Origin of the sequence: Blautia glucerasea (assembly GCF_020537505.1) — a bacterium.
Lineage (GTDB): Bacteria > Bacillota > Clostridia > Lachnospirales > Lachnospiraceae > Blautia_A.
Window position 1 is genome coordinate 65988 of the sequence record NZ_JAJBMO010000014.1, and the last position, 20205, is coordinate 86192.

Here is a 20205-nt window from a genome sequence, read left to right on the forward strand (position 1 = left end):
AACATCAGAGAGGAGCAGAAAAAATGATCAGAGAAAGCATTATCAAATTATCCAAGAAACAGAACTTAACCTATCAGGAAGCAGAAGAGGTAATGGATGAGATTATGAGCGGAAAAGCCACTCCGGTGCAGATGTCCGCTTACCTGACAGCCCTGGCACTGAAAGGAGAGACCATTGACGAGATCACCGCTTCCGCAGCAGGTATGAGAGCACACTGCATTAAGCTGCTCCATGACATGGATGTGCTGGAAATCGTTGGTACCGGCGGAGATGGTTCCAATTCCTTTAACATTTCCACTACCGCTTCCCTGGTGATCGCAGCAGGCGGCGTACCGGTAGCAAAGCATGGAAACAGAGCGGCTTCTTCCAAATCCGGCGCCGCCGATGTGCTGGAAGCTCTTGGCGTTAAAATCACGATCCCGCCAGAAAAAAGCCAGGAACTGCTGAAAAAAATTGGAATCTGTTTCCTGTTTGCACAGAACTATCATATTGCCATGAAGTACGTGGCTCCAATCCGTAAAGAGCTGGGAATCCGCACCGTATTTAACATTCTTGGACCGTTGAGTAATCCGGCTGGAGCCAATATGGAGCTGATGGGCGTTTACGACGAAGCACTTGTGGAGCCACTGGCACAGGTTATGGCAAACCTTGGGGTAACAAGAGGAATGGTAGTTTTCGGACAGGACAGCCTGGATGAAATTTCCATGAGCGCACCAACTTCTGTCTGCGAGATCAAAGATGGTAAATTCACTTCCTATGTACTCACCCCGGAGCAGTTCGGCTATGAGCGCTGCACCAAAGAGGAACTTCAGGGGGGAACTCCACAGGAGAATGCAGAAATCACAAAAGCAATTCTGGAAGGAAAAGAGACAGGTGCAAAACGCCATGCAGTTTGCCTGAATGCTGGCGCAGCTCTTTATATTGCTGGTAAGGCAGATTCAATTGAGACGGGTGTGAAACTGGCAGAGCAGCTGATCGACAGTGGCGCAGCCCTGAAGAAACTGGAAGAATTTATAGAAAAGAGCAACCAGGAGTAATGAGTAAACACAAATAATAACAAAAATAACAATAATCACATTGCAAAACAAAATAACACCGAAAAGAATAACAATATAACTCATTGGGATAAAGATGACGACAAGAGAGAATGACATCACAGAGAGTTTTTCAGGAGATAGAATGAGTATTTTAAATGAGATAGCAGCGCGCACAAAAGAGCGTATTGCGGAGGAAAAATTTAAAGTCCCATTAAGGGAACTTATCTCACAGCAGAATTCCGATCTGGCGAAACATGCCCAGGAAAAAATCTCTTTTCTGGAGGCATTAAAAAAGCCGGGAATGTCTTACATCTGTGAAGTAAAAAAAGCATCTCCTTCAAAAGGATTGATCGCACCAGATTTTCCTTATCTGGACATTGCAAAGGAATATGAGCAGGCCGGTGCTTCTGCAATCTCCTGCCTCACAGAGCCCTTTTATTTCCAGGGCGCAGACCGGTATTTGCAGGAAATTTCCCAGGCTGTGGAGCTTCCGGTGCTCCGAAAGGATTTTACCGTAGATGAGTATATGATCTACCAGGCAAAAGCATTTGGGGCTTCCGCTGTACTGCTGATCTGTGCTATCCTTGATAACAGCCAGTTAAAAGCCTTTGGGGAACTGGCACAGGATTTGGGACTGGATGCTCTGGTGGAAGCCCATGATGAGTGGGAAGCAGACCGGGCACTGAATCTGGATGCGAAGATCGTGGGAGTAAACAACCGAAATCTCCATGATTTTACCGTTGACATGGGAAATAGTATCCGGCTTCGAAGCATGGCACCGGCAGATACGGTGTTTGTTTCAGAAAGCGGCATTAAGACAGCGGAGGATATCCGCATATTATATGAAAATAAAGTGGACGCAGTCCTGATCGGGGAAACCCTGATGCGAAGCCCCGACAAGAAGGCTGCGCTGGAAGCACTGAATGCGGGGATTGCCTAACCGTACGCATTTGGCAATGGAAAGAGCATTAGGTGCTGGAAAATAAATTAGTTGGAAAATAACAAGTTAACGAAAAGGAACAGAACAATATGGCAAAGTTAAAAATCTGCGGCCTGACCTGTGAAGAGGACATTGCTGCAGTGAATGAAGTAAAACCGGATTTTGTGGGATTTGTGATCGAAGTTCCGGGGAGAAGACGAAGCCTTACGGCGGAGCAGGTCAAAGTCCTGGTGGAGGGACTGGACAAAGAAATCCTTCCGGTAGGTGTATTCGTAAACGCTGCCCCTGAACTTCCCATCTCCTTATTAAGAGACGGCACCCTCTGGGCAGCCCAGCTTCACGGAAATGAAGACGAAGACTACATCGAAAAAATCCAGAATATGACCGGAAAGCCTGTGATCAAGGCCTTCTCCATAAAAAACCCAGAAGATGTACAGCGAGCCCTCCGAAGCCCCGCTGACTACATCCTCTTAGACCAGGGCGCCGGCGGAACCGGCGAACCCTTCGACTGGAGCCTGGTCCCCCCAGTCCGCCGCCCCTTCTTCCTGGCGGGAGGAATCGGCCCCGAAAACCTCCGCACCGCTATCTCCACCCTGCGCCCCTGGGCCGTAGACCTAAGCAGCAGCCTGGAAACTGATGGCAAAAAAGACCCGGCGAAGATTAAGCAAATAGCCCGTATGCTTAAACAAATTAATACACTGGAAGCATACAGGAAAGAACGCGAAGCAGATTTTGAGTAAGAGTGTAATAAAATAATCGTTACCAATAACATAAGGAAGGAACACACACCCATGTCAAACGGAAGATTTGGAATCCACGGCGGCCAGTACATCCCCGAAACCCTGATGAACGCGGTGATCGAACTGGAAGAAGCCTATAACCACTACAAAAACGACCCGGAATTCAACCGGGAGCTCACCGAACTTTTAAATGAATACGCAGGCAGACCATCCCGTCTCTACTACGCGGCCCACATGACAGAGGACCTTGGCGGCGCCAAAGTCTACTTAAAAAGAGAAGACCTGAACCATACCGGCGCCCACAAGATCAACAACGTGTTAGGTCAGGTGCTTCTTGCAAAAAAAATGGGCAAAACCCGTGTCATTGCGGAAACCGGTGCCGGACAGCACGGTGTAGCCACAGCCACAGCCGCAGCCCTTATGGGAATGGAATGCGAGGTATTCATGGGAAAAGAAGATACCGAGCGCCAGGCATTAAATGTATATAAGATGCGTCTCCTTGGAGCAAAAGTTCATCCTGTAACCTCCGGAACTGCCACTTTGAAAGATGCCGTATCCGAGACCATGCGTGAATGGACTAACCGTGTAGCAGATACCCATTATGTACTGGGCTCCGTTATGGGCCCTCACCCTTTCCCAACCATTGTCCGCGATTTCCAGGCAGTTATCTCCAAAGAAATCAAGGAGCAGATGCTGGAAAAAGAAGGCAGGCTTCCAGATGCAGTCCTTGCATGTGTTGGCGGCGGCTCCAATGCTATCGGAACCTTCTATCACTTTATTGAAGACAAAGATGTGCAGCTCATTGGCTGTGAGGCAGCAGGCCGCGGCGTAAACACCGCAGAGACAGCCGCTACCATTGCCACAGGCAGGCTTGGCATTTTCCACGGAATGAAATCCTATTTCTGTCAGGATGAGTACGGTCAGATCGCACCAGTTTACTCCATTTCCGCAGGTCTGGACTACCCTGGAATCGGTCCGGAGCACGCCCACCTTTACGACATCGGCCGCGCCCAGTATGTGCCGGTAACCGACGAAGAAGCCGTGGAAGCCTTCGAATACCTTTCTAAAACAGAAGGAATCATCCCAGCCATTGAAAGTGCACACGCCGTTGCCTACGCAAGAAAAATCGTACCACAGATGAGAAAAGACCAGAGCGTGGTCATCACCATTTCCGGCCGCGGCGATAAAGACTGTGTGGCAATCGCAAGATACAGAGGGGAGGATATCCATGAGTAACCGAATTTCAGAAGCATTTGCAAAAGGAAAAGCATTTATCCCGTTTATCACCTGCGGAGATCCATCCCTTGAGATCACCGAGCAGCTTGTCTATGCAATGGAGGAAGCAGGCGCAGATCTTATTGAGCTTGGAATCCCATTTTCTGATCCCACAGCAGAAGGCCCGGTGATCCAGGAGGCCAATGTGCGTGCCTTAAGCGGCGGCGTAACCACAGACAAAGTCTTTGACATGGTAGTAAAAATCCGTGAGAAAACCAGTATCCCAATGGTATTTATGACCTACGCAAACGTAGTTTTTTCCTATGGAACAGAGCGTTTTATTAAGAAAGCAGCAGAAGTGGGAATGGACGGTCTGATTCTTCCAGATGTTCCATTTGAGGAAAAAGAAGAGTTCGACGTAGTGTGCAGGCAGTACGGTCTGGATCTGATTTCCCTGATCGCACCAACCTCCCATGAGAGGATCACCCGGATTGCAAAAGAGGCAAACGGCTTTGTATACTGTGTTTCCTCCCTTGGCGTAACCGGAACCAGAACCCAGATCACTACTGATATCGGTGCTATGGTGAAGCTGGTAAAAGCAGCGAAGGACATTCCATGCGCAGTCGGTTTTGGAATCTCCACCCCGGAGCAGGCAAAGAAAATGGCTGCCCAGTCAGATGGCGCCATCGTAGGCTCTGCCATTGTGAAGCTTTGTGCAGCACATGGGGAAAACTGCGTGCCATATGTAAAGGATTACGTAAAGTCTATGAAAGACGCTGTGCGTGAGGCTTAAGCATATTTTTGATAAGCCAGAATATAAAATAATGGAAAAAAATGGTTAAATTTTTCCAAAAATAAGCAGAGCAGACCAAAAAAAATTAGCCTGTTTTAATTCTAAAAAGACTATAAAAGAGGGCAAAAGCGTTGACATTTTGCCCTCTTTTTTTTATAGTATCATATGTGAATTAATTTTATGTGTAAAATCAAAATGGTAATGAAAAAGAGGAATGAAGTTGGAGAAAAAACTGGTATTTATTTTTAATCCCAAAGCAGGGAAAGGAAAAATCAAGACATCTCTGATGGATATAGTAGATATCTTTAACAAAGGCGGCTATGAAGTGATCATCCGCGCAACCCAGGCTCCGAGAGATGCTTATGAACAGGTGAAATTATATGCAGACAAGGTAGACCTGATCGTCTGCAGCGGCGGTGACGGTACACTGGACGAGGTGGTTACCGGTATTACAGAAATAGGAAGCAAGGTTCCGGTAGGTTACATACCTGCAGGAAGCACCAATGATTTTGCAAACAGTCTTTTTATGCCAAAGAACATGCTGGATGCTGCTTCCATGATTATGGAGGAGCAGGTCTACCGTTGTGACATTGGCAAGTTTAATCAGCAGACCTTTGCCTATGTAGCAGCATTTGGTCTTTTTACGGATGTTTCCTATGAGACAAGCCAGGATCTGAAGAACATTCTGGGACATCTGGCATATGTGCTGGAGGGCGCCAAGAGACTTCTGGATATCAAAGCATATCACATGAAGGTGACAACAGAGAGCGGCGTGATCGAGGATAATTTTATTTACGGCATGATCACCAATTCCAGATCCGTAGGTGGATTTAAGAATCTGACAAGGGATGTGGATATGAACGACGGCCTTTTTGAGGTTACCCTGATCGTGCAGCCGAAGAATCCACTGGAAATGCAGGAAATCGTCCGCAATCTTCTCAGTATGGAAGACACTACGGACCTAATCTATTCCTTCAAAGCGCGGAAGCTGTCCTTTGAAGCAGAGGAAGAGGTTGCATGGACTCTGGACGGGGAATACGGAGGAAGCCCGAAGACAGTTGAGATCGAGAATCTGCAGCAGGCGCTGAATCTTTATCTGAAAAGCACCAAATAGGCTTCGTCCTGCCCAATGGACATCAATCCAGATAAACATCCAGAAACTGCAAAATGACAATATTGTTATGAAAAAATGAGATGGAAATAAAACCAGTAATGTGTGTGATGAACGAGAGGAGAGGAAAAATGGGAGATTATGTAAATGTGAAGGAATTATTCGGATGTGATGTATTCAATGATTCCGTCATGCAGGACCGTCTGCCGAAGAAAGTCTACAAAGAGCTGAAGAAGACTATTGAAGAGGGCAAGGAGCTTTCCATGGAGGTTGCAGATGTGGTTGCCCACGAGATGAAAGAATGGGCCATCGAGAAGGGTGCCACTCATTACAGTCACTGGTTTCAGCCTCTTACAGGCGTAACTGCAGAGAAGCACGATGCATTTATCACCGCACCTATGGAGAATGGAAAGGTTCTGCAGAGCTTTTCCGGGAAAGAGCTGATCAAAGGGGAGCCGGACGCATCTTCTTTCCCGTCTGGCGGACTTCGTGCCACCTTTGAGGCAAGAGGCTATACAACATGGGATTGTACCTCACCGGCTTTTGTAAGACATGATGCAGCAGGTGGAACCTTATGCATTCCTACCGCTTTCTGTTCCTATACAGGAGAAGCGCTGGATCAGAAGACACCGCTTCTTCGTTCTATGGAAGCCATCAATACACAGGCATTAAGACTTCTCAGACTTTTCGGAAATACGACCTCCAAACGGGTGACACCATCTGTTGGTGCAGAGCAGGAGTATTTCCTTGTTGATAAAGAGAAATATATGCAGAGAAAGGATCTGGTTTACACCGGACGCACTCTTTTCGGAGCCATGCCTCCGAAAGGACAGGAGATGGATGACCATTATTTCGGAACCATCCGTCAGAGAGTTTCCGCATATATGAAAGAAGTAAATGAAGAGTGCTGGAAGCTGGGAGTTACAGCCAAGACCCAGCACAATGAGGTTGCACCGGCACAGCATGAGCTTGCGCCCATCTATGCACCTGTTAATATTGCAGCAGATCACAACCAGATCATGATGCGTATCCTGAAAAAGGTGGCAAGCCGTCACGGCATGCGCTGTCTGCTTCACGAGAAACCTTTTGCAGGCTTGAATGGTTCCGGTAAGCACAATAACTGGTCCCTGACTACTGATGACGGAATTAATCTTCTGGAGCCGGGGAAGACACCACATGAGAACATTCAGTTCCTTCTGGTTCTGACCTGTATCCTGAAAGCAGTTGACAAGCATGCAGATCTTCTTCGTGAGTCCGCTGCAGATGTTGGAAATGACCAGCGCCTTGGCGGTCATGAGGCTCCGCCAGCTGTTATTTCGGTTTTCCTTGGAGAGCAGCTTGAGGATGTGCTGGAGCAGCTGATCAGCACTGGTACTGCTACAAGAAGTAAGACCGGGGAGAAAATGGATACAGGCGTTAAGACGCTTCCGGATTTCATGAAGGATGCTACAGACCGTAACCGTACTTCACCCTTTGCTTTTACCGGCAATAAATTCGAGTTCCGTATGGTTGGTTCCAAGGATTCCATTTCCGCATGCAATGTGGTGCTGAATACTATTACTGCTGAGGCGTTTAAGGAAGCCTGCAATGTTCTGGAGAGCGCAGAAGACTTTGATCTGGCAGTCCATGATCTGATCAAGAAATATGCTACCGAGCATCAGAGAATCGTATTTAACGGCAATGGCTATGCTCCTGAATGGGAAAAAGAGGCACGCCGCCGCGGACTTCCTATTCTGCCATCTATGGTAGATGCCATTCCGGCACTTACTACAGATAAGGCTGTAGAACTGTTCGGAGAATTTGGAGTATTTACAAAGACTGAGCTGGAGTCTAGAGCGGAGATCCAGTATGAGATTTATGCGAAAGCAATTAACATCGAAGCGAAAACCATGGTGGACATGGCAACCAAGCAGATCATTCCGGCAGTTATCAAGTATACAACTGTACTGGCAGAGTCCATCAATCAGGTGAAGGCAGTTGGACCAATTGACGTGAGTGTTCAGATGGATCTTCTGAAGAAAGCAAGCAAGCTTCTGAAAGAAGTGAACAGTACCATGAATAAGCTGAGCAAGCTGATAGATCAGATCGAGACGCATCCGGAAGGACGTGACAGAGCAGTGTTCTGCAGAGAGAAATTGGTTCCGTCTATGGAGAAATTAAGGGAGCCGGTTGATGAACTGGAAATGTTAGTGGATAAAGAAATGTGGCCAATGCCATCCTATGGAGATCTGGTATTTGAGCCGTAAAGTGATCAGGAGGACTGCAGCCGCAGTCCTCTTTTCTACTAAAGGGGTAAAGCGGGGAAGGTGCAATACGGATGTGATTTCACAGTCATTGTTCCTAACAGGTTGGTGTAATGCCTGCAAACCTCTTGAGACGGGCTTAAAGTGAGTAGAAAATTGGCATAAAGTTTAAAATGAACGAAGGTTGGAAAAATAAATGAGTGAATTTGATTTTTTAGAGGAACAGGGTGTCAATGGGGCGCTTATTAAGGCTGCTGAAGATTTCAGACGTGAGTTTGGTGTTTCAGATGAAGCGAAGCACAGGCTGATAAAACCGGCGCTGCCCTTCTATGGAAAAGAAACCCTGGAGATGGCGATGGCAGCAGTATTGGAGCAGGAGAATCTGCTTCTGGCTGGACCGAAAGCCACAGGTAAGAATGTGCTGGCTGAGAACCTGGCTTATATTTTTGGAAGACCAGTGTATAACGTGTCTTTCCATGTGAACACAAACAGTGGTGACCTGATCGGAACTGACACCTTTGTGGATAATCAGGTGAAGCTGCGAAAAGGAAGTATTTACCAGTGCGCGGAAGAGGGCGGTTTCGGTATTCTGGATGAGATCAATATGGCAAAAAATGATGCAGTATCTGTACTTCACGCTACCTTAGATTACCGCCGCTCCATTGATGTGCCAGGATATGACAAGATCGATCTTCACCCGGCAGCAAGATTTATTGGCACAATGAATTACGGATATGCAGGAACAAAGGAGCTGAATGAGGCGCTGGTTTCCCGTTTTCTGGTGATCGACATGCCGGCACAGAATGAGGAGACATTGGGGTTTATTTTTAACCGGATGTTCCCGGATGCGAAGAAAGAGGCTGTGGAGCAGTTTATCGGCGTATTTCTGGATCTGCAGCAAAAGTCCATGAACAGCGAGATTTCCACCAAGCCGCTTGATCTTCGTGGACTGCTTGCCGCAATGAAGATCGTGCGCACAGGACTTTCCCCCTGGCAGGCAGTGCGCATGGGAATTGTAAATAAAACATTTGATGTGTTTGAAAAAGAGATCGTGGAGGATGTTGTGCGCACCAGAATTCCACAGGGATGGACACGGGAAGATGTTTATGGAGAATAAAGATAACGAATCTTTAAAGCTTTCTGCAAAAATGGTTGATCTTGAAGATGCGGAGGAATTTTTGAAGGGATCATCTGCTGGAAAAGAAAAAATCATAAACGTAGCGAGCAATAAGGGAACAGAAAGTTTTTTTACGGAAGTGACTGCTACGAAAGAAAGAGAAAAAATTCAGAAAGGAGAGGATGACTGTCAAGAACTAAGCCTCCAGGATTATCAGCTGGAACTGGAAAACCGTATCCGGAATCTGCTCTGGACCATCAGCGGTGACTACACCCAGCAGATGAAGCCGGATGTTTCCTTATTTCTGAGATCCAAGGATATTGCCCTGTATGATGGAATCAAGCAGGGAGCGCTGGCGAAGTTTTTCGACAAGGATTTTCTTGGAATGTATCTGGTGAAGAAGATCTTTATGGGTGCAGACGAGACGGCACTTACTTTTGTTTCACAGCTTTGTATAGAGGAAGCCATTGGAGACAGAATCTGCGAACAGCGCCCTGGGATCTGGGAGATGCAGAGGAAAGCCTGCGAGGACATACTGGATCAGGAATATGAGACTATGCCGTCGGCAGCAGATAAGCTGGGCTATCTGAGAGTGAATCTGCTGAGAAGGCGGATTGACAGAGTAGAAAACACTTCTTTGAAAAAGAAGAATCCGCAGGATGATTCCAGAGGTGAGGAAAAATCGGCGGATAGTGTGAAAAATGCGAACGTATCAAATGGGATAATAGCAGGAAATGCTGATGCATCAAATAAAACCATAACAAAAATAACGAAAAATAAACAAAAAGATAGAAAATACAAAGGAATCTATCACTATATCGACATGATTTCCAGTGCGTCAGAAATTGCGGATACAATGTCTTTAATCCGCATCATAGACACGGTATACAATGAAGTTGCTGACCCCGATTTTTCCAAAAAGGCAACCCTTGAGCAGGTGCTTGCTGTCACTATGGAGGATCTGACGGAGTTCGACTGGCACGACTATCTTTCCGAAGAAATGTATGAGGACGCACTGGAAAGCTATATGGAGCAGCTTACCTCCAATGTGGCTGGTATGGAGAATATGGATGTCACCCGGGAGATGGAAGAGGAAAGGCAGTCGAAACAGAAAATTACAGTTTTGCCTCCGGAGGCTCTGGAAAAAGCCCATACCTATGTGGAGCTGAATTTCGGCAGAACCTATCTGAACGAGATGGAAGAGAAGCGGATGAACCAGCTGATGTGCCGGGACATTCACAGCGACTGCAGCCTTTATTTTACAGAAGGAATCCTGAAAAGTCCGGTAAAACGAAATTACCAGTATGAATATGCCAAAAGGTTGAAAAATAAGAATATCTGGCTTTATCATGACAAGCACCGCATTGTGAAGCGGAATATCGCCCTTCTCACGGAGATGCTGAAGAAGTCCCTGGTCATCAAAAGTGAAAATCAGGAGATTCTTTCAGACAGAGGAATGATTGTTCCATCAAGGCTGTGGAGGCTTGGAAGAAGCAGTGATGCACAGGTTTTTAAGCGGGAATTGAAGGGAGATTCTTCTGATTTTGTGGTAGATGTGCTGATTGATGCCAGTGGTTCCCAGATGAGCCGCCAGGGAGAGGTAGCACTGCAGGCCTACATTATCAGCGAGGCACTTAGCAATGCAGAGCTGCCCCACAGAGTGATGAGCTACTGCACTTTCTGGGATTATACCATTCTCCACCGCTTCAGAGAATATGACGACCCAAGAAGTGCAAATGAAAATATATTTAACTATGTAACATCATCCAACAACCGTGACGGACTTGCCATCCGGGCAGCAGGATATGGTCTGCTGAACCGGGAGGAAGAGAAAAAGATTCTGATCATTCTCAGTGATGGACGTCCTTACGATGTTATTGTCAATCGTCCCAATGCAAAGAATCCGGCACCGTATCATGGGAAGTACGCAATTACCGATACTGCAGCCCAGATCCGTAAGCTGCGCAGCCAGGGAGTGAGCGTGCTGGGCGTTTTCGCCGGGGAAGAGAAAGATCTGGCGACGGAGAAGAAGATTTTTGGAAAGGATTTTGCATATATCCGAAATATTACCGGATTTTCCAAAATCGTTGGAAGATATCTTACAAAGCAATTGGAGGATGATGAATAAGAAAGCAGAATACGGAGGTAACGCCATGTTCCAAAATAACAAAAAAGCTGCCTTCCTGGACTACCTGATGATCATTGTGGGTACAGCCCTTATGGCAACTGCCATAAACAGTGTTTTCGATATGTCCGGTATGGTAACCGGAGGCTTTTCCGGTATTGCGATCCTGGTAAAAGAGTGGACGGAGGGAGTCGTGCCGGGAGGCATCCCACTGTGGATCACAAACTTAAGTCTGAATATCCCGCTGTTTCTGATCGGAATGAAGCTCAGTGGATTCCAGTTTGTGAAAAGGGCACTGGTGGGAGAAATCTGCCTGTCATTCTGGCTGGCGGTTCTTCCGGCATTTGATATTGCAGGAAATGATCTTTTGCTGGCAGCCGTTTATGGTGGTGTAATCCAGGGGATTGGAATCGGACTTGTGTTTCTTGGAAGAGGAACTACCGGGGGCACAGACATGATGGCGGCACTGCTGCAACGGAAGCTACGCCATTACTCTATTGCCCAGATTATGCAGTTTATTGACGGAGCCATCGTACTTGTAGGTATGTATGTGTTCGGTGTGCAGAAAGCACTTTATGCCATCATCGCCGTTTATCTTGTAACAAAGGTATCTGACAGCTTGATCGAAGGTCTGAAATTTTCAAAACAGGCGTATATCATTACCAGCAAGCCTGACGAGATTTCCAGAGAAATCATGGACAAACTGGATCGCGGCGTAACCGGAGTCCACGGAAAGGGAATGTACTCCGGCCAGAACAAGCTGCTTCTTTTCTGCGTTGTGGGACGCAAGGAGATCGTGGCATTGAAAGAGCTGGTAGACCATATTGACCCGGATGCTTTTGTGATCGTGTCTGACGTGCGTGAAGTCCATGGTGAGGGATTTATTGAACGTAAGTAAAAAGAAAAGCTTTACCAAAGCCTTTTGCGCACCGCAAAAAAAGGAAAATAGGGCTTGAAATTGGAGTGATATAGAAAAAGTTAAAAAAAATTGCTGGAAATTTGTAAAATTTTTCTACTTTCCTCTTCCTTTTTTGGTAATTTTGTATTAAAATAGGTTCATGGATTTTTTGAATCAGTAGATTTTCCTAAGACTGTCTGAGGTTTTGTGCAATATTACAGATTTGAGACCGCGAATTTTGGCACTAATGGACAGCGATTCATGCCGGTTATACCGGCGAATATATAATGTTACTGCTCTCTTTGACAATGTTTTCACTATCCTGGAATACATTGACAGCTGTGAGACCAGTAGCCCTATAATTTACAAGAAGGGATGGAAGGGTAATGATATCAAATCAGGTACTGCAGAATACACTTGAGGGGCTCAAGGAGATATCCAGGACGGAGTTTTGCATCATTGATACAGATGGCAAGACCTTAGCGTCCACCTACAGTGAATTTGAGATTCAGCCACAGGATGTTCAGGCATTCGTGGAGTCCCAGGCTGCCAGCCAGCTTGTGAAAGGTTACCAGTATTTCAAGGTCTGTGATGATTATCAGCTGGAATATATTCTGGTTGCCCACGGAGAAGATGAAGATACTTATATGGTCGGTAAGCTTGCAGCTTTCCAGATCCAGAGCCTGATCGTGGCTTACAAGGAGCGTTTTGACAAGGACAGCTTCATTAAGAACCTGCTTTTGGATAACCTGCTTCTGGTTGATATTTATAATCGTGCGAAGAAGCTTCATATCGAGGCTGATGTCCGCCGCGTGGTTATGATCCTGGAGCTTGAGCAGGAGAGAGAGCACAGCTCTATGGAGAGCGTGAAGAGTCTTTTCGGCGGCAAGAGCAAGGATTTTATCACAGCTGTTGACGAGAAGAGCATTATCATTGTCAAGGAGCTTGAGGAGAATGAGGGATACGAAGAGATGGATAAGCTTGCCCAGACCATCCTGGATACCTTAGGCCTTGAGAAAGAGAATAATACACATATTGCATACGGAACCATCGTAAGCGAGCTGAAGGAAGTTTCCCGTTCTTACAAGGAAGCCAGAATGGCTCTTGATGTAGGCAAAATCTTCTCCCCTGAGAAGGACGTGATCGCGTACAGCTCCCTTGGAATCGGCCGTCTGATCTATCAGCTTCCGATCCCGCTGTGCAAGATGTTCATTAAGGAGATTTTCGGAGGCAAATCTCCGGATGACTTTGACGAGGAGACACTGGTCACCATCGACAAGTTCTTCGAGAACAGCCTGAATGTATCCGAGACCTCCAGGCAGCTTTACATTCACCGTAATACACTGGTATATCGTCTGGACAAGCTTCAGAAGAGCACCGGACTGGATCTCCGCGTATTCGAGGATGCCATTACATTCAAGATCGCGCTGATGGTTGTAAGATATATGAAGTATATGGAGACTCTGGAGTATTAATTTTCATATCTGTAATTCTGGTGCCTGTTGCATTTGTTTGCGGCAGGCATGTTTTTTTCTGTGTGGAAACTTCAGACCGGTTATTTGGAAAAGATTCCTGGTCTTACTTTGTGTTTCCTTTGTGAAATCTCTTGCGTTCTTAGCTTTCTCTGTTATAATAAAGTACTGTTCGAAAATGGTTATTGTTCACAGGCAATGTTCCGCGAGGTGTTTTGGGGAATAAAGCTTGTAGAAAAATAAGGTTGCATTTTCACCAGACATATATTACAATAATGTTACATAAAAATTAAGCAAACTGCTGAATTGAATTTTTACATGAAAAATTTAGGAGGATATCATGATCGATCTGATAGATGTGAGCAAGTCCTATGGACCAGGGCTTCCGGCAGTGAATCACGCCAATCTCCATGTAGATAAAGGTGAATTCGTATTTATAGTAGGAAACAGCGGCTCTGGTAAATCCACGCTGATCAAGCTGCTTCTGAAGGAACTGGATTCCACATCCGGCAAGATTATTGTAAGCGGAGAGAAGCTTGAGGGAATGAAGCACCGCCGTGTGGCTAAATACCGCCGTAAGCTTGGCGTCGTGTTCCAGGACTTCCGTCTTCTGAAAGACCGGGATGTATATGAGAACGTGGCTTTTGCCCAGCGTGTGGTAAACCGTCCTACCAGAGTTATCCGCAAGCGGGTTCCGGAAGTACTTCAGGAGGTTGGACTTGCCGGGAAATATAAAGCCTATCCGGACGAGCTGTCAGGCGGCGAGCAGCAGAGAGTTGCCCTTGCCAGAGCGATTGTAAACCGCCCGGACATCCTTCTCGCAGATGAGCCTACCGGTAACCTTGACCCGAAGACCTCCGAGGAGATCATGAAGCTCCTTGAGGAGATCAACGAGCGTGGCACCACCGTTCTGGTAGTAACCCACAATAAAGAGATCGTCAATTCCATGAAGAAGCGTGTACTGACCATGCACAATGGAGTGATCATCAGCGACGAGAAAGAAGGAGAATATTATGAGGCCTAGTACCATCTGGTATACTCTGAAGCAGGGTATCAAGAACATCAAGAGAAATTTCATGTTTTCCATTGCTTCTATTATTACGATGGCAGCATGTATTTTTCTTTTCGGAATTTTCTTTTCTATTGTAAATAATGTAAATACACTGGCACACAAGGTTGAGGAAGATGTGCCTATCACCGTTCTTTTTAATGAAGGAACCACACAGGAGCAGATGGATGCAGTTGGAGAACTGATCAAGCAGCGCCCGGAGGTTTCCAAGATCGAGTTTGAGTCCGGTGATGAAGCCTGGGAGAAGATGAAGCAGGAATATTTCGGAGATGATTCCGAGGCAGCAGACGGTTTCAAGGATGACAACCCTCTGGCCAACTCCTCCAACTACCGTGTATACATGAACAACATTGAGAAACAGTCTGAGCTGGTTGCGTATATCAAGACTCTGGACAATGTGCGTGAGGTTAACCAGTCTGAGCAGGCTGCCAAGACACTGGGATCCATTAACCGGATTGTTTCCTATGTATCTGTAGCAGTGATTGTGATCCTGCTGCTGATCGCTGTTTTCCTGATCAGCAATACCATTTCTGTTGGTATTACTGTCCGTAAGGACGAGATCGGAATTATGAAATACATTGGTGCCACAGACGCCTTTGTACGTGCGCCGTTCCTTCTGGAGGGTATGATCCTGGGACTGATCGGTGCAGGAATTCCGCTGATCATCCTGTATTTTTGCTATAACAACGTGGTAACCTATGTGTATACCAAGTTCAGCGTACTTATGGGAGTTGTGGATTTCATTCCGGTCGGACAGATCTACCAGACACTGGTTCCGGTGGCACTGGCACTGGGAATTGGAATCGGACTTGTGGGAAGCTTTATTACTACAAGAAAACACTTGAAGGTGTGAGAGTTCTGTTTTACAATAAGGGCGGTTATTCGCATTCCGCCAGAATATGAGAAGAGGATATGGGGGCTGCTGGAGAGATCTGGCAGTCCTTTTGTATAAAGAGATAGAGAGAGTATTTAGGGCGGACGCATTTGGGCAACTGATATTCCACGCTTAGGAATATCAGTTGCCCAAATGCTGTTGCTTGAATAGAACTTATATTGTGAAAATGAGGAGAAATATAGATGGCAGATAAACAATTTATAAAGGGAGCCATAACTGGTGTGCTTTGCGCATCCCTGGTGCTGGGCGGGGGATATGTGGGTCTTCAGAAAGCGGGACGTGCGGGAAGTAATGTACTGTCGGATGTGGCAGTTACCCAGAAGATTAAGTATCTGGAAGATATTATAGATCAGAATTATCTGGAAGATGTGGATGAGGATTCGCTGAAAGAGGGGATTTATACCGGGCTTCTGTATGGGCTGGGGGATCCGTATTCCAGATATTATACGGAGGAAGAATACGAGGAGGAGATGAGAGATACGGAGGGCTCTTACTCTGGAATCGGCGTGAGCATTACCCAGAATACGGAGGGCGGAATTCTGGTAGTGGACTGTTATGAGGGCAGTCCGGCGGATGAGGCCGGACTGAAGGCGAATGATGTGATCACGGCTGTGAACGGAACGGATGTAACGGAAATGACGCCAGCTGAGGTTTCAAAGATGATCCGGGAAAAGGAGGACGGTACTTCTATTCTGACCGTCTATCACCAGGAGGCAGATGAACCGGAAGAAATTACAGTGACTTTGAGCGATGTGGAGCTGCCCACTGTTTCTTATGAAATGCTGGAGGATTCTATAGGATATTTGCAAATTACAGAGTTTACCATGGTAACACCCCAGCAGTTTGAGGATGCTTATAAAGATCTTCAGGCAAAGGGCATGGAGAAGCTGATCGTGGATCTTCGTGACAATCCAGGTGGGGTGCTTTCTTCTGTGTGCGATGTGCTGCGCCAGATTTTGCCCGAAGGACTGATCGTGTATACAGAGGACAAATATGGGGAAAAACAGGAGATGAAGTGTGACGGCGACACCCCCATCGACATTCCGCTGGCAGTGCTGGTAAATGAGAACAGCGCCAGTGCATCGGAGATTTTTGCCGGGGCAGTGAAGGATTATGAGATTGGAACGATTGTGGGAACCACCACTTATGGAAAGGGAATCGTTCAAAGCATCCGCCAGCTCTCTGATGGAAGTGCGGTGAAGCTGACTACAGCGAAATATTTTACCCCCAAGGGCAATGATATCCACAAGGTGGGAATCACACCGGATGTGGAGGTAAAACTGGATGCCAGTCTTTTGAACCGGACGGATTATACCCATGACGAGGATAATCAGCTTCAGGCCGCAATAGAGGCGGTTTCTCGTTGACAAAACCACTATGTTGGATTAGAATGGTAAAAGGATTTTTGCAAAATAACGCGCCTGATCTGCGCGATAAGCAGGCGGATCAGCCGATGGTTATTTTGTTGACAGGCAATAGCTGTGAAGGCATTGAACAGCTATGACAGGCACAATAAATGTGGAGGAACCATCAATGAAACACAATTTTAAGAAAATCGAGCCGAAATGGCAGAAAAAATGGGAAGAGCAGCAGGCATTTAAAGCTGTTGACGGAAGTGATAAACCGAAATTCTACGGTCTTGTAGAGTTCCCGTACCCAAGCGGTGCAGGAATGCACGTTGGTCATATTAAGGCATACTCCAGTATTGAGGTACTTTCCAGAAAGAGAAGAATGGAGGGATACAACGTACTGTTCCCAATCGGATTCGACGCATTCGGACTTCCTACTGAGAACTATGCCATCAAGACAAACAAACATCCACGCGAGATCACAGACCAGAACATTGCGAAATTCACTAACCAGCTGAAGAGCGTTGGATTCTCCTTTGACTGGAGCCGTGTGATCGATACCACACAGGAAGACTTCTATAAATGGACACAGTGGATTTTCCTGAAAATGTTTGAGAACGGACTTGTTTTCCGTGATAAAACATTAGTTAACTATTGCCCATCCTGTAAGGTCGTTCTTTCCAACGAGGACAGCCAGGGCGGTAAATGTGATATCTGCCACAGTGACGTTATCCAGAAGTCCAAGGACGTTTGGTATTTAAGAATTACCCAGTATGCTGACAAGCTTCTTGAGGGACTCAACGACGTTGACTATCCGGCAAACATCAAACAGCAGCAGATCAACTGGATCGGTAAATCCACAGGTGCTTTCGTAAACTTCACAGTTGACGGAATCGACGAGACCCTGCAGATCTACACCACAAGACCAGATACCCTGTTCGGTGTTACCTTCATGGTTATCGCACCAGAGCATCCGCTGATCGACAAATATGCAGACCGCATCACCAACATGGATGCGATCAAGGCTTACCGTGATGAGTGTGCGAAGAAAACTGAGTTCGAGAGAACCCAGCTTGTAAAAGAGAAAACTGGTGTATGCATCCAGGGACTTGAGGGCGTAAACCCTGTAAATGGAAAGAAAATCCCGATCTACATTGCAGACTATGTAATGATGGGATATGGTACGGGCGCGATCATGGCGGTACCTGCACATGACCAGAGAGACTACGATTTCGCCAAGAAATTTGGTATTGACATTATCCAGGTTATCAAGGGCGGCGATATTGAGAAAGAAGCCTACACAGGTGACGGCGAGATGATCAACTCTGATTTCCTGAACGGCTATACAAATAAGAAGGATTCCATCAAGCGCATGCTTGAGGAGCTTGAGAAGAAAGGCATTGGCAAAGCTGGTGTCCAGTACAAGATGAAGGACTGGGCATTTAACCGCCAGAGATACTGGGGCGAGCCAATCCCGATCGTTCATTGCCCGAAGTGCGGTGATGTAGCGGTTCCTTATGAGGAGCTTCCTCTTCGTCTGCCGAAGATCAAGGATTTCCAGCCAGGTGAGGACGGACAGTCTCCACTTGCGAAGATCGATTCCTTCGTAAACTGCAAATGCCCGAAATGCGGCGGCGATGCTAAGAGAGAGACCGATACCATGCCACAGTGGGCAGGATCCTCCTGGTATTTCCTTCGTTATGTGGATCCGCACAATACAGAGGCTCTTGCTGACCGCAAGAAGATGGAATACTGGATGCCGGTTGACTGGTATAACGGCGGTATGGAGCATGTAACCAGACATATGATCTATTCCAGATTCTGGCATCATTTCCTGTATGACATGGGAATTGTCAATACTCCTGAGCCATATGCGAAACGTTCTGCACAGGGTATGATCCTTGGTTCAGACGGTGACAAGATGAGCAAATCCAAGGGGAATGTAGTAGACCCGCTTGATATTGTAGAAGAGTATGGTGCTGACGCACTTCGTACTTATGTACTGTTTATGGGCGACTACGGCGCAGCTGCTCCGTGGAATGACAGCTCTGTAAGAGGCTGCAAGCGTTTCCTTGAGAGAGTTGCAGGACTGACCGACATTATGACAGAGGAGCCGGCAGCTAAGGATATGGAGGTTAAGATCCATAAGGCAATCAAGAAGGTATCCTCCGATATTGAGGCTATGAAGTTCAACACTGCAATTGCCTGCCTGATGACTCTCATCAACGACATCTACGCAGTTGGCAAGATCAGCAGGGATGACCTTGTGATCTTCATCAAGCTTCTTTGCCCATTTGCTCCTCACCTTTGCGAGGAAATCTGGGAGACCATCGGCGGAGAAGGCTTACTTTCTCTTTCCCAGTGGCCAGAGTACGAGGAGAGCAAGACCGTAGAGGCATCCGTAGAGATCGGTGTCCAGGTCAATGGTAAGGTTCGTGGAACCATCGTAATCCCTAACGGCTGTGCGAAAGAGGAAGCTCTTGAGCTGGCGAAGAAGGACGAGAGAGTAGCTTCCTTCCTGGAAGGAAAGACTCTTGTAAAAGAGATTTATGTACCGAATAAGATCGTAAACTTTGTTGCGAAATAAAGATTACTGGAATTGAGAAACTCCCTGTCAGGAAGCTGGCGGGGAGTTTTGACGTAGCCAGAGAAAATGCAGAGATAGTCCACTGTTGGTTGTAGAAGTATATAGAAAATGCATAAAACGATTATGACTGCTTTAAGGAATTAAATGTCTGCTCATAATGGAGAATACGATTTTTTTGATTTTCCAATAAGGTGGTTCGCTTTAATTCAATGGCAATTGTGTAATCTATGAGTTCCTTTCCTGTGCAGTCGAGAAGACGATATTTCTCGATAAGCTGCTGTTCGGAGATGGATTGAACATCGACAGCTGTAGTCGCTCTTTCTTCTGTTAACCCTAACAGGTAATCTGTAGAGACATGAAAAAGCTGCGACATCTTTATAAGGAATGGAAAGCCTGGTTCCCGAATGTCCATTTCGTAATTACGCAAAGTGTTGGCAGGAATGCCAAGCTCGGCAGCGAAAGCGTCGCGATTGCGATAACCATGTTCTTTACGCAGCTGCATAAGTCTTTTTCCAAAAGTCATGATAAAAATCCCTCCATTTTCTATTATTGATTGACAAAATCATATAGAATAGATATAATATACTTACCAGAACAGCTGGAAGGTAGATGCT

At 46.4% G+C, this 20205-nt stretch carries 16 protein-coding genes; 15 read left to right on the plus strand and 1 reads right to left on the minus strand.

Going from position 1 to position 20205, the window contains the following annotated elements; genetic code table 11:
• Positions 1-23: 23 nt before the first annotated feature.
• From trpD to leuS, 15 genes are all read left to right on the plus strand, one after another.
• A complete protein-coding gene (gene trpD / locus LIQ05_RS12090) occupies positions 24-1037 on the plus strand; it encodes an anthranilate phosphoribosyltransferase (RefSeq protein WP_226820903.1) in 1014 nt (337 codons plus the stop codon).
• Between the two features lie 142 nt (positions 1038-1179).
• Entirely contained in the window at positions 1180-1977 is a 798-nt protein-coding gene (trpC, locus tag LIQ05_RS12095) for an indole-3-glycerol phosphate synthase TrpC (RefSeq protein WP_226820905.1), read from the plus strand.
• Between the two features lie 89 nt (positions 1978-2066).
• A complete protein-coding gene (locus tag LIQ05_RS12100; protein ID WP_226820907.1) occupies positions 2067-2717 on the plus strand; it encodes a phosphoribosylanthranilate isomerase in 651 nt (216 codons plus the stop codon).
• 51 nt (positions 2718-2768) lie between these two features.
• Positions 2769-3953, plus strand: coding sequence for a tryptophan synthase subunit beta (gene trpB / locus LIQ05_RS12105; RefSeq protein ID WP_226820909.1), 1185 nt, complete (start codon positions 2769-2771; stop codon positions 3951-3953).
• Positions 3946-4725, plus strand: coding sequence for a tryptophan synthase subunit alpha (gene trpA, locus LIQ05_RS12110; RefSeq protein ID WP_226820911.1), 780 nt, complete (start codon positions 3946-3948; stop codon positions 4723-4725). Before trpB ends, trpA begins: the two co-directional genes overlap by 8 nt.
• Positions 4726-4939: 214 nt before the next feature.
• Entirely contained in the window at positions 4940-5839 is a 900-nt protein-coding gene (locus LIQ05_RS12115; RefSeq protein WP_416385997.1) for a diacylglycerol/lipid kinase family protein, read from the plus strand.
• A 128-nt stretch (positions 5840-5967) separates the two neighbouring features.
• Positions 5968-8082 carry a glutamine synthetase III gene (locus LIQ05_RS12120; RefSeq protein ID WP_226820915.1) on the plus strand — a complete coding sequence of 705 codons (2115 nt, stop codon included), beginning with the start codon at positions 5968-5970 and terminating at the stop codon, positions 8080-8082.
• 193 nt (positions 8083-8275) lie between these two features.
• Positions 8276-9196, plus strand: coding sequence for an AAA family ATPase (locus LIQ05_RS12125; protein ID WP_226820917.1), 921 nt, complete (start codon positions 8276-8278; stop codon positions 9194-9196).
• Positions 9186-11324: a nitric oxide reductase activation protein gene (locus tag LIQ05_RS12130; protein WP_226820919.1), complete on the plus strand. Its 2139-nt coding sequence runs from the start codon at positions 9186-9188 to the stop codon at positions 11322-11324. Before LIQ05_RS12125 ends, LIQ05_RS12130 begins: the two co-directional genes overlap by 11 nt.
• Positions 11314-12219 carry a YitT family protein gene (locus tag LIQ05_RS12135; protein ID WP_330633986.1) on the plus strand — a complete coding sequence of 302 codons (906 nt, stop codon included), beginning with the start codon at positions 11314-11316 and terminating at the stop codon, positions 12217-12219. The genes LIQ05_RS12130 and LIQ05_RS12135 overlap by 11 nt, the downstream gene beginning before the upstream one ends.
• A gap of 386 nt (positions 12220-12605) precedes the next feature.
• The gene (locus LIQ05_RS12140; protein WP_226820921.1) at positions 12606-13694 is read left to right on the plus strand and encodes a PucR family transcriptional regulator; all 1089 of its coding nucleotides are present in this window, start codon (positions 12606-12608) and stop codon (positions 13692-13694) included.
• A 337-nt stretch (positions 13695-14031) separates the two neighbouring features.
• A complete protein-coding gene (gene ftsE, locus LIQ05_RS12145) occupies positions 14032-14715 on the plus strand; it encodes a cell division ATP-binding protein FtsE (protein ID WP_226820926.1) in 684 nt (227 codons plus the stop codon).
• Entirely contained in the window at positions 14705-15613 is a 909-nt protein-coding gene (gene ftsX / locus LIQ05_RS12150) for a permease-like cell division protein FtsX (protein ID WP_226820928.1), read from the plus strand. Before ftsE ends, ftsX begins: the two co-directional genes overlap by 11 nt.
• A 224-nt stretch (positions 15614-15837) precedes the next feature.
• Positions 15838-17022 (plus strand): S41 family peptidase, encoded by a 1185-nt coding sequence (locus tag LIQ05_RS12155; RefSeq protein WP_226820930.1) that lies wholly within the window; start codon positions 15838-15840, stop codon positions 17020-17022.
• Positions 17023-17188: 166 nt separating this feature from the next.
• Positions 17189-19591 carry a leucine--tRNA ligase gene (leuS, locus tag LIQ05_RS12160; RefSeq protein ID WP_226820931.1) on the plus strand — a complete coding sequence of 801 codons (2403 nt, stop codon included), beginning with the start codon at positions 17189-17191 and terminating at the stop codon, positions 19589-19591.
• Between the two features lie 121 nt (positions 19592-19712).
• Here leuS and LIQ05_RS12165 read toward each other — a convergent pair whose 3' ends face one another.
• Complete coding sequence (locus tag LIQ05_RS12165; protein ID WP_226820933.1) at positions 19713-20114, minus strand: helix-turn-helix domain-containing protein; 402 nt, start codon at positions 20112-20114, stop codon at positions 19713-19715.
• Positions 20115-20205 lie beyond the last annotated feature (91 nt).